Annotated in this window: 8 protein-coding genes and 2 pseudogenes; all 10 read left to right on the top strand. The window is 45.0% G+C overall.

Going from position 1 to position 11963, the window contains the following annotated elements; translation table 11 throughout:
* Window positions 1-5: 5 nt before the first annotated feature.
* Window positions 6-3845 (top strand): plipastatin non-ribosomal peptide synthetase PpsE, encoded by a 3840-nt coding sequence (gene ppsE / locus MKY50_RS10065; protein WP_341116578.1) that lies wholly within the window; start codon window positions 6-8, stop codon window positions 3843-3845.
* Between the two features lie 107 nt (window positions 3846-3952).
* On the top strand, window positions 3953-4345 hold the full coding sequence (locus tag MKY50_RS10060; protein ID WP_014476970.1) for a DUF1360 domain-containing protein: 393 nt from the start codon (window positions 3953-3955) through the stop codon (window positions 4343-4345).
* Window positions 4346-4480: 135 nt separating this feature from the next.
* Complete coding sequence (locus MKY50_RS10055; protein ID WP_106074202.1) at window positions 4481-6013, top strand: glycoside hydrolase family 10 protein; 1533 nt, start codon at window positions 4481-4483, stop codon at window positions 6011-6013.
* Window positions 6014-6097: 84 nt separating this feature from the next.
* A pseudogene (locus MKY50_RS10050) lies at window positions 6098-6249 on the top strand (hypothetical protein).
* A pseudogene (locus MKY50_RS10045) lies at window positions 6239-6542 on the top strand (DUF5367 family protein). The pseudogenes MKY50_RS10050 and MKY50_RS10045 overlap by 11 nt, the downstream one beginning before the upstream one ends.
* A 90-nt stretch (window positions 6543-6632) precedes the next feature.
* Window positions 6633-7775 carry an acyl-CoA dehydrogenase gene (locus MKY50_RS10040; protein ID WP_128441656.1) on the top strand — a complete coding sequence of 381 codons (1143 nt, stop codon included), beginning with the start codon at window positions 6633-6635 and terminating at the stop codon, window positions 7773-7775.
* A gap of 43 nt (window positions 7776-7818) precedes the next feature.
* On the top strand, window positions 7819-9468 hold the full coding sequence (locus MKY50_RS10035) for an AMP-binding protein (protein ID WP_341116577.1): 1650 nt from the start codon (window positions 7819-7821) through the stop codon (window positions 9466-9468).
* A 9-nt stretch (window positions 9469-9477) separates the two neighbouring features.
* Entirely contained in the window at window positions 9478-10812 is a 1335-nt protein-coding gene (locus tag MKY50_RS10030) for an acetyl-CoA carboxylase biotin carboxylase subunit (RefSeq protein ID WP_106074200.1), read from the top strand.
* 14 nt (window positions 10813-10826) lie between these two features.
* Complete coding sequence (locus MKY50_RS10025; RefSeq protein WP_014476962.1) at window positions 10827-11048, top strand: acetyl-CoA carboxylase biotin carboxyl carrier protein subunit; 222 nt, start codon at window positions 10827-10829, stop codon at window positions 11046-11048.
* Window positions 11049-11062: 14 nt separating this feature from the next.
* Window positions 11063-11962 (top strand): hydroxymethylglutaryl-CoA lyase, encoded by a 900-nt coding sequence (gene ldeG / locus MKY50_RS10020; protein WP_213420268.1) that lies wholly within the window; start codon window positions 11063-11065, stop codon window positions 11960-11962.
* Window position 11963 lies beyond the last annotated feature (1 nt).

The following is an 11963-nucleotide window of genomic DNA, read 5'->3' as shown; positions in this document are numbered from 1 at the left end:
AAACCGTGAAGAAAGGTGCAGACACTATGGATAACATAAAAAAAATCAAGAACATTTATCCTCTGAGTCACATGCAGGAGGGGATGCTGTTTCATTCCTTCCTCCGTAAAGAGGAGGGGGCGTATGTCGAGCAGTCGCTCTTCACCATTAAAGGAAGCCTCAGCTATGACTGGTTCCAGCGCAGCATTCAAGCCATTATCGACCGCCATGATATTTTCAGAACCGTGTTTTTGCCGCACGTCCCGCATTTGTCGGGACCTCGGCAAGTCGTGATGACAGAACGTGAATTCCATTTGTACAGCGAAGACATTTCCCATCTGCCAACAAACGACCAGAATGAGTATATTGAACGCTTTAAAGAGAAGGACAAGCAAAAAGGCTTTGATTTGCAAAAAGACATGCTGATGCGGATTTCTCTGTTCAAAACAGCTGAAGATGAGCATGTCTGTCTTTGGAGTCACCATCACATTTTAATGGACGGATGGTGCCTAGGTATTGTTATGCAGGAATTTATGCAAATTTATCAATCGATTCATGCAGGAAAACCGCTTTCATTAGACCCTGTCCGTCCGTACAGCACCTATATTTCCTGGCTGACAAACCGAGACAAAGAAAAAGCAGCGGCCTACTGGGATACCTATTTAAAAAACTACAGCACTCCATCACCTCTGCCTCGTGTGTCTGATAAAGAAACAAAAGAAGGTTATCACCGTGAAGATTTGATATTTTCATTAAATAAACCACTGACAGACAAGCTGAAAGAGACTGCCAAACAACACGGCGTCACGCTCGCTACCCTTATTCAGGCAGTCTGGGGTGTGATGCTGCAGCAATATAACCGCACAGACGACGTTGTGTTTGGCGCAGTTGTATCAGGAAGACCGTCAGAAATCCCAGGCGTGGAGCAAATGATAGGGTTGTTTATCAATACCATACCGATTCGAATTAAAACACACCAAGACGAAACGTTTCACGAGCTGCTCATACGCTGCCAGAAAGAAATGCTGGAAGCTGAGCCGTTTACCTGCCAGCCTTTATTTGATATTCAGGCAAACACCGCATTAAAACAGGAACTGATTGATCACATTATCGTCTTTGAAAACTATCCGTTACAGCAGAAAATCGCCGATTCCGCTGATCAAACCGATTCACCGCTGCAAATCGATCAAGTTCAAGTATCCGAGCAATCAGGATATAACTTTAATCTTGTCGTTGCTCCTGGCGAAGAGCTTGTCATCAAGTTCAGCTATAATGCATTCGTTTACGATGCTGCCTGGATCAGCTGTATCAAGAGGCAATTTACGCAAGCGCTTAGCACAGCTGCACAGCACCCTCATATGCCAATTGCTGATTTTTCTTTTCTTGATGCAACAGAAAAAGAGCAGATTGTCACACAGTTCAACAATACAAAAACGGAGTATCCAAAGAATCATACAATTATCGATTTATTTCGCGAACAAGCAGAAAAGACGCCAGACCATACCGCACTTGTGTATGGCAATATGTCTATTTCGTATAAAGAGCTTGATAAACGCTCTAATGCGCTCGCCAGAGAGTTAATTCAAAAGGGATTTCGGAAAAACGAGACAGCCGGAATATTGGCTGCACATTCTCCCGAATTCATGATCAGTGTGCTTGCCGTATTAAAAGCAGGGGGAGCATACCTCCCGCTTGATGCGGAGCTTCCGCCTGAACGAGTCAGCTTTATGCTTGAGGAAACGCAGGCAAAAATGCTGATTGTTCAAAAGGGATTGGAGCAAAACGCTGCGTTCTCAGGAACATGTATCATTTCAGATGCGCAGGGATTGATGGAAGAGAACGATATCCCTATTAATATCAGCTCCAGCCCGGATGATCTTGCGTACATCATGTATACCTCAGGATCAACAGGCCGGCCGAAAGGGGTCATGATCACGAATCGCAATGTCGTGTCCCTTGTCAGAAACAGCAATTACACGTCTGCGTCCGGTGATGACCGGTTTATTATGACTGGATCTATCAGCTTTGACGCCGTCACCTTTGAAATGTTCGGGGCACTTTTAAATGGCGCAAGCCTTCATATCATTGATAAATCGACAATGCTGACACCTGATCAGTTTGGAGCGTATTTGCTTGAAAATGACATTACAGTGCTATTTTTAACGACAGCTCTTTTTAATCAGCTGGCACAGGTACGAGCTGACATGTTTCGCGGACTCTATACGTTATATGTCGGAGGAGAAGCACTCTCTCCTGCTCTGATGAATGCTGTCAGACACGCCTGTCCAGATCTCGCGCTTCATAATATTTACGGGCCTACGGAAAACACGACTTTTTCAACCTTTTTTGAAATGAAGAGAGACTATGCGGGGCCGATTCCGATTGGAAAACCAATCAGCAATAGCACCGCTTACATCTTAGATACAAAAGGACGTCTTTTGCCAATAGGCGTTCCCGGCGAGCTTTGTGTTGGCGGTGATGGTGTCGCTAAAGGCTATTTGAACAGAGATGACCTGACAAATGCTGTTTTTTCTCCTCATCCTTTCTTGCCTGGAGAAAGAATATACCGTACCGGTGATTTGGCGCGCTGGCTGCCTGATGGAAACTTAGAATACATCAGCAGAATTGACAGGCAAATGAAAATCCGCGGAAAACGAATTGAGCCTGCCGAAATAGAAGCGCGCCTGTTAGAAATGGAAGGCGTTCAAGAAGCAGCAGTGACATTGAGAGAAAAAGATGGAGAGGCGCAGCTGTACACTCATTACGTCGGTGATCACAAAAAAACAGATACGGATTTTCGCGCTTATTTGGCGCGTGTGCTTCCAGACTATATGATCCCGCTGCACTGGGTGCGTGTGGAGCGGATGCCGCTTACCGGAAACGGAAAAATAGACCGCAGCGCGCTGCCTATTCCAGAAAATAAGCCTGCCAAACGACAGAACATCATATTGCCAAGAAACTTGGTTGAAGAAGAATTGGCGAACATTTGGAAGCAAGTCCTCGGTGTTAACACAATCAGTATTGATGATGACTTCTTTGCTATTGGCGGACATTCACTAAAAGCACTGCAAGTCATACATACACTAAAACATCAGCAGAACATTGACATACCGATTGATTTCTTGTTCGAACATCCGACAATCGCTCAGCTTGCCGAAAAACTTTATTCTAAACAGCTGAGAGCGGCAGATGAACAGCATGTGATCAAACTGAACCAGCACGGCGCGCAAAATCTTTTCTGCTTCCCGCCGATATCAGGATTTGGCATTTATTTTAAAGACCTTGCTTTATTGCTGAATGAGAAGGCAGCCGTATACGGGTTTCACTTTATTGAACAAGACACCCGCATTGAACAATATGTTAATTGTATGACGGACATACAGCCTGAGGGCCCATACGTTTTATTAGGCTACTCTGCAGGCGGAAACCTGGCTTTTGAAGTGGCACAGGCTATGGAGCGCAAAGGATTAGAAGTCAGCGACTTCATTATCGTGGACGCTTATCTAAAAGAACAGCCTTTGCCTATCGATACCGGGAATGACGAATCTGCAGCATATCTGCCTGAAGCAGTCAGAGAAAAGGTGATGAAGAAAAAAAGAAACTATCAGGAATATTGGGCACAATTGCTGAATGAAGGGCACATCAAAGCAAGCATTCATTTCATCGAAGCTGGAATCCATCCCGAAACCAGCAAGAATACAGGCTTAACGAAATGGGAAGGCGCCTGCGGAAACTATAGTGAGTACACGGGTTTTGGCGCTCATAAAGACATGCTGGAAGGAACATATGCTGAAAAGAATGCTGACATCATCCTCGACATTTTAGAAAAGATCACTTCAAATAAAGCAATCCCGCACAAACAATAGAGCGGATTCGCGGACAGAGGCATTCTCTGTCCGCTTCTTTTTGTATCAAAGAATGGATCGATGACACTAGGGAATGATAACATCATCCTTTTTCTTGGAGGCTTGTCATGGATCATCTATCTTTTCTTACGTTTATCATGCTGATTCTAGCCAGTTACAGGCTGACACATTTGATTGTATTCGACAAAATCACAGAATTTATCCGAAAACCTTTTATGAAAAAGAAAAGGATTGTTGATCAAAACGGGCATGTAGATGAAAAAAGCGTGCCGGCTTCTAACTTTGGATACATGCTCAATTGCTACTGGTGTGCCGGTGTTTGGTGTGCCATCTTGATCGGACTTGGCTATCTATTTTTGCCTCGTATTGCAATACCGCTGATCTTTATTTTAGCCATTGCCGGAGCACAAGCGATCCTTGAAACGGCTGTCGGTGTCGGCGTAAAACTTATTGACGTGTTAAAAAGTCTGCAAACCATGATGAATGATAAAAAGTCCTAAAAGCGGTTCACAACATGCTTTAGGACTTTTTTCGTTTATTTAGTGAGATAGACATTCTGTTAATCACCCTTTTATAGCCCGGGAATACCGTAATAGCGAATAGTGAAAGTGATGTAATGGGGGAGAAGAAACAGAATGAAGGTTTGCCAAAAGTCGATTGTCCGTTTCCTTGTCAGCTTGATCATCGGAACGTTTGTCATTTCCGTTCCGTTTATGGCCAATGCGCAGTCTGACAGGGAGCTGAGAGCCGTATGGATTGCTTCCGTATTAAATATTGATTGGCCGTCCAAAAAAGGGTTATCTGTGAAAGAGCAAAAACAGGAGTATATCAAACTGCTGGACGATGTGCAAAAAATGGGAATGAATGCCGTTATTGTTCAGATTAAACCGACGGCTGATGCCTTTTATCCGTCAGCTTACGGGCCTTGGTCGGAATACTTAACCGGTGTCCAAGGGAAGGACCCGGGCTATGATCCTCTTGCATTTATGATTGAAGAAACCCATAAACGAAATTTGGAATTTCACGCGTGGTTTAACCCTTACCGTATTACAATGAATCATACAGATCTTAATAAATTGTCTGAGAGTCACCCGGCAAGAAAACATCCAGATTGGGTTGCCGCCTACGGAAACCAGCTGTATTATCATCCAGGCATTCCAGAAGCGAGAGATTTTATCGTCAAAGGCATTGAAGAAGTCGTAAAACATTATGATATCGATGCTGTTCATATGGATGATTATTTTTACCCTTATAAAATAGCAGGACAGGAATTTCCTGATCAAGCACAGTATGAACAATACGGAAAAGACGCTTTTTCTAATATCGATGACTGGCGGCGGGACAATGTGAACCAGCTTGTCAAACAAATCAACCAAACAATTAAAGCTGCAAAACCGTATGTCAAATTCGGCATCAGTCCCTTTGGAGTATGGAGAAACGCCGCAGATGACCCGACCGGATCGAATACAAAAGCAGGCGTCAGAAATTATGACGATCTATATGCAGACACAAGGCATTGGATCCAAGAAGGCGACATCGATTATATTGCTCCGCAAATTTATTGGAGTATCGGCTTTAACGCAGCGGCGTACGACGTGCTGGCTGATTGGTGGAGCAATGAAGTCAAAAATAGGCCTGTTCACTTATATATTGGCCAGGCAGCATATAAAATCAATAACAATTTTGATCCGCCTTGGTCCGACCCTGAGGAATATGTGCGGCAAATCACTTTGAACCGCCAGCTTGAACTGGTGAAAGGAAGCATGCATTTCAGCCTCAAGGATCTCAACAAAAATCCGCTTGGCATCAAAGACAGGCTTATCGCCGATCTTTACAGCAAGCCGGCACTGGTTCCGCAAATGCCTTGGCTTGACAATACCGCCCCAAAAAAACCGAAGCTTACGAAAGTCACCGAAGACAAAAACGGCAATCTTCTGCAGATTAAAGATCACCCATCAAATCAAAAAACGAAAGAAACAGCCTATTATGCGATATACAGAGCCGAAGGGAAAAAGCAGAGAACATTGCTGGCAACGCAAAGAAAAACACATGAGCAGCAAACCTTCTTAGATAACACGGCAGATCCCAACAAGAAATATACGTATTATGTCACTTCAGCAGACCGGCTTCATAACGAAAGCAAAGCTTCCAAACGAACAACAAAATAAGAAATGAGAAGGACGGCTTTCTAAGTCGTCTTTTTTTAAAAAGTGATTTTGGAGACAGGAAACGATAGTAAGCCGCTGTAGGCGGTGTTTGGACATTTTCCATTATTGGAATCTGAGAAACTAGTACTAAATAAAACGAAGAGAAACACGTACAGGACGTGTTTTTCGTTTTCATTTCTAGTCTGGTTAGGTGCCACATTATTTTTTGTGCTGTTCGAAGATGCTGTGTTGACTGATCCGGCTGAAGAAGCCTTTTTGCCGAACTTTCTTCTCTTGGGAGCGGGCACCGCTCTTGTTTTATGCCTTGTGTTCTTTCTCTATCAAAAACTCGATCAATCACAGTTCGCGGTGATCAAGCTAGGTATATGGGGATCAGCGGTCGGTTTATTGATTGATACGATTTCCCTTTGGAATCTCCCTCATCTTCCCGGCTTTATCAAAGGGCCAAGTTATTGCGTTTGCGATATGGATGGTATGCGCCTACTGCATGTATTTGCTCATTCCGCTGAAATTATTACATAAAAAATGATTCAGTTTTAATTTTCAGACTTTTCTTGTCAGGGAATGATTATAGAACTCGCCTAATAGGATGTTACAAAGATGTGAAGGAGGAAACGATGTGAATTTTGAGCTGACAAAAGAACAACAAATGGTGCGTGAAATGGTAAAAGATTTTGCGAAAAAAGAAATTGCTCCTCACGCTGAACATGTAGATCAAACAGGTGAGTTCCCGATGCAAACATTTGAAAAAATGGGTGAACTCGGTCTGATGGGTATTCCATTTCCAGAAGAATATGGCGGATCTGGCGGTGATACGATTTCATATGCCTTAGCGGTTGAAGAAGTCGGCAAAGCCTGCGGCAGTACTGGATTAAGCTATGCTGCAGCGGTCTCGCTAGGCGCAAGCCCTCTATACTACTTCGGAACAGAAGAGCAAAAACGGACGCATTTGACGCCGCTGGCTTCAGGCACAGCACTCGGATCATTCGGCCTGACGGAGCCAAATGCAGGCTCAGATGCAGGAGGCACTCAAACAAAAGCGATTTCAAATGGTGACGAGTATGTAATCAACGGCGAAAAGTGCTGGATCACTAATGCAAGCTACGCACGCACAGTTATTGTGACTGCAGTAACAGGCAAAAACAAAGATGGAAAAAACATCATCTCCGCATTAATCGTGCCAACTGACACACCAGGACTTACGATTACGAGCCCGTACGATAAAATGGGCGTCCGCGGTTCGAATACAGCGGAAATTTTGCTTGAGGATGTAAGAGTGCCTGCGGCCAACTTACTCGGCGATCCAACAAAAGGGTTTAAACAGTTTCTATATACGCTGGACGGTGGTCGAATCTCCATCGCTGCTCTTGCAGTCGGCATTGCTCAAGCGGCCCTTGACGCATCATTGGCATATGCGAAAGAACGAAAGCAGTTTGGACAGCCGATTTCTTCATTTCAAGCGATTCAATTTAAGCTTGCTGACATGGCGATGGAAATTGATCTGGCACGGCAAATGGTGTTAAAAGCCGCCTGGCTGAAAGATCATAACCGCCCGTTCACCAAAGAAGCGGCGTACGCCAAGCTATTCGCATCTGAAATGGCGACAAGAGCTTGCAATCAAGCCATTCAAATCCATGGAGGTTCAGGCTATATGAAAGAGTATGGGGTGGAACGGATGCTGCGGGACGCAAAATTAATGGAAATCGGTGAAGGCACATCTGAAATTCAGCGTCTCGTGATCGCCAGACAGCTTTTAAAATAAAAATGTAAACGCTTTCCTATCATTAAGAAAGGAGGAACAATGAATGGCTGAACTCATCCATTCCACAATCGGCAGGCTGCTGGAACAAACAGCTGATGCGTATCCCGATCGAGATGCTGTTGTGTATCCAGACCGAAATATCCGCTATACGTACGCTCAATTTGACAGTCTGTGCCGTCAAACCGCTAAAGGTCTCATGCGGATGGGGATTGGAAAAGGAGACCACGTCGCCATATGGGCTTCTAATATCCCTGAATGGCTTGCCGTCCAGTTCGCAACTGCGAAGATCGGAGCCGTGCTCGTAACCGTCAATACCAATTATCAAGCACACGAACTGGACTACTTGTTAAAGCAATCGGATGCCGCCGCGCTTATTATCATGGATTCATACAGGGGCACTTCTTATCCAGACATCGTGAGCAGTTTAATTCCAGAACTGCAAGAAGGAAAGCCCGGCCAACTGAAATCTGAACGCTATCCCTTTTTAAAAACGCTGATCTATATTGGCAATAAACGGTTGCCTGGCATGTATCATTGGGACGATACAGAGATATTGGCGAAAACAGTGACAGATGCTGAGCTTGAAGAGAGAATGAACAGCCTGGATAAAGACGATGTGATTAATATGCAATACACATCAGGAACGACAGGGTTTCCAAAAGGCGTGATGCTGGCCCATTTTAATGTCATCAATAACGCTGCCAATATCGCTGAATGTATGGCTTTATCCTCTCAAGACCGCATGTGCATCCCGGTTCCGTTTTTTCACTGCTTTGGATGCGTGCTTGGGGTTTTGGCATGTGTATCCGTCGGGGCAGCCATGATACCCGTGCAAGAATTTGATCCCGTTACCGTCCTTAAAACGGTAGAAAAAGAGAAATGCACAGCGCTCCATGGTGTGCCTACCATGTTTATCGCCGAGCTGCATCATCCGGATTTTGATGCATATGATCTATCGACGCTCCGAACAGGAATCATGGCCGGCTCTCCCTGTCCAAGTGAAGTGATGAAAGCTGTGATTGAAAGGATGGGCATGAAAGACATTACGATCGCCTATGGACAAACCGAAGCCTCGCCAGTCATTACACAAACGAGAGCAAATGATTCCTTCATAAGAAGAGTCGAAACTACCGGCCGTGCCCTGCCACATACTGAAGTGAAAATTGTAGAACCCGGGACATGGCAAGAAGTTCAAAGAGGCATGCAGGGAGAGCTGTGCACCCGCGGCTATCACGTCATGAAAGGCTATTATAAAGACAAAGAAGCGACCAGAAAAGCAATCAATCATGACGGATGGCTGTTTACCGGAGATCTTGCTGTCATGGATGAAGACGGGTACTGCCGCATCACCGGAAGATTAAAAGATATGCTCATCAGAGGCGGCGAGAACATTTATCCGCGGGAAATTGAAGAATTTTTATACCGGCATCCCGCTATTTTAGATGTACAGGTCGTTGGTGTGCCTGACGCCAAATTCGGGGAGGAAGCTGCAGCCTGGATTAAACTGAAAGACGGTAAAAGCGTTTCACCTGATGAGCTTAAAGCCTATTGCAAAGGGAAAATCGCCCGCCACAAAATTCCGCGTTATGTTATTTTTACGGATGACTATCCGATGACGGCCTCAGGCAAAATTCAAAAATATAAACTGCGAGAAAAAACGATTGAAATGTTCAACCTATCATCAAGTCAATGAGGTGAAATCATGTTTACAAAAGTACTGATCGCCAACCGCGGAGAAATTGCAATGAGAATTATCCGAACATGCAGCCGTCTCGGCATTAAAACGGTCGCTGTTTATTCAGAAGCAGACAAGGACGCGCCCCATACAAAAGCCGCTACAGAGGCATATTTGATCGGGGAATCGAGAGTCAGTGAAAGTTATTTAAATATAGAGAGAATCATAAAGACGGCGAAAAAAGCAAAAGCCGACGCGATCCACCCGGGATATGGATTGTTATCAGAAAACAGCCGGTTCGCTGAACGCTGCAAGCAAGAAAACATCGTGTTTATCGGACCTTCCCCTGATATCATCGCAAAGATGGGCAGCAAAATTGAAGCGCGAAAAGCAATGGAGGCTGCAGGTGTCCCTGTGGTGCCGGGCGTTTCTGAATCCCTCGGAGATATAGAGGCAGCCTGCCGCACCGCAAGTCAAATCGGCTATCCTGTCATGCTGAAAGCTTCAGCGGGCGGAGGCGGCATCGGAATGCAGCGTGTTGAAAATGAAGAAGCATTAAAAAAAGCGTACGAGGGAAACAAAAAGCGCGCAGCAGATTTTTTCGGTGACGGGTCTATGTATATAGAAAAAGTTATTGAACATGCGCGCCACATCGAGGTTCAGCTTTTGGCCGATCAACACGGCCATACAGTACATCTGTTTGAACGTGATTGCTCTGTTCAGAGACGCCACCAAAAAGTCATTGAAGAAGCACCGTCTCCATTTGTAGACGATGAACTAAGAATGAAGATCGGTCAAACAGCGGTAAAAGCAGCGAAGGCAATCGGCTATACGAACGCAGGCACCATCGAATTTATAGTTGACCAGAAACAAAATTTTTATTTCCTCGAAATGAATACGAGACTGCAAGTTGAACACCCCGTGACTGAAGAAATAACAGGCCTGGACTTAGTTGAGCAGCAGCTGCGGATTGCTGCGGGCCATACACTCACATTCTCCCAAAAAGACATCAAACGGAACGGGCATGCGATAGAGGTTCGAATATACGCGGAAGATCCCAAGACCTTCTTCCCGTCACCAGGTACGATCACTGCGTTTTCACTTCCTGACCAAAAAGGAGTCAGACACGAATGTGCGGTAGCAAAAGACAGCACCGTTACCCCTTTTTATGACCCGATGATCGCTAAGATGATTGTCAAAGGCCAAACCAGAACAGAAGCAATTGAAAAACTAGAGACAGCGCTTCGCGACTATCGTGTAGAGGGAATCAAAACAAACCTTCCGCTTCTCATACAGGCTGCGGCAACAAAGGCATTTAAAGAAGGGGATGTCACGACTGACTTTTTGAAACAACACCTATAAAGGAGGCAGTTGTCATGACGGTTAGCATACAAATGGCAGGAAACCTGTGGAAAGTCCACGTCAAAGCCGGCGACCAAATCGAAAAGGGCCAGGAGGTAGCCATTTTGGAATCGATGAAAATGGAAATCCCGATCGTTGCAGATAGAAGCGGAATCGTAAAAGAAGTCAAAAAAAATGAAGGCGACTTTGTAAATGAAGGAGACGTACTGCTCGAACTGAGCGATTCCACTCAATAATTTGGAGGAAGACCATGACATATCCTAAAAAAGTGACAATCAAAGAAGTCGGCCCGCGTGACGGCTTACAAAACGAGCCCGTATGGATCTCAACAGAGGATAAAATAACCTGGATCAACCAGCTTTCCAGGACAGGGCTTTCGTATATTGAAATCACATCCTTCGTTCACCCGAAATGGATTCCGGCGCTTCGAGATGCTATCGCTGTAGCAAAAGGCATCGACCGTTTAAAAGGGGTAACGTACGCGGCACTTGTCCCGAATCAAAGAGGACTGGAGAATGCACTTGAAGGAGGCATTAACGAGGCTTGCGTTTTTATGTCCACCAGCGAGACGCACAACAGAAAAAACATCAATAAATCCACTTCTGAATCCCTTCATATACTCAAACAAGTAAACAACGACGCACAAAAAGCAAACCTCACAACAAGAGCCTACCTCTCGACTGTTTTCGGCTGTCCGTACGAAAAAGATGTCCCCATTGAACAAGTCATTCGCCTTTCAGAAGCTCTATTTGAATTTGGGATTTCTGAACTTTCGCTTGGAGATACGATTGGAGCGGCTAATCCCGCCCAAGTGGAAACTGTACTTGAAGCTCTTTTGGCAAGATTCCCGGCTAATCAAATTGCCTTGCATTTTCATGATACGAGAGGAACCGCTCTGGCCAACATGGTCACAGCACTCCAAATGGGCATCACGGTGTTCGACGGCTCGGCAGGCGGGCTTGGGGGATGCCCATATGCGCCAGGTTCATCAGGAAACGCCGCAACTGAGGATATCGTGTACATGCTTGAACAGATGGATATCAAAACAAATGTAAAGCTAGAAAAACTGCTATCTGCGGCCAAATGGATTGAAGAAAAAATGGGCAAACCGCTGCCGAGCAGAAATTTACAGGTGTTTAAATCATCTTGAT

This window comes from Bacillus sp. FSL R7-0685, from assembly GCF_038002425.1.
In the GTDB taxonomy this organism is placed as follows: domain Bacteria; phylum Bacillota; class Bacilli; order Bacillales; family Bacillaceae; genus Bacillus; species Bacillus subtilis.
Note: the sequence above shows the minus strand (reverse complement) of the source record. Positions and strands in the feature narration are given on the sequence as shown.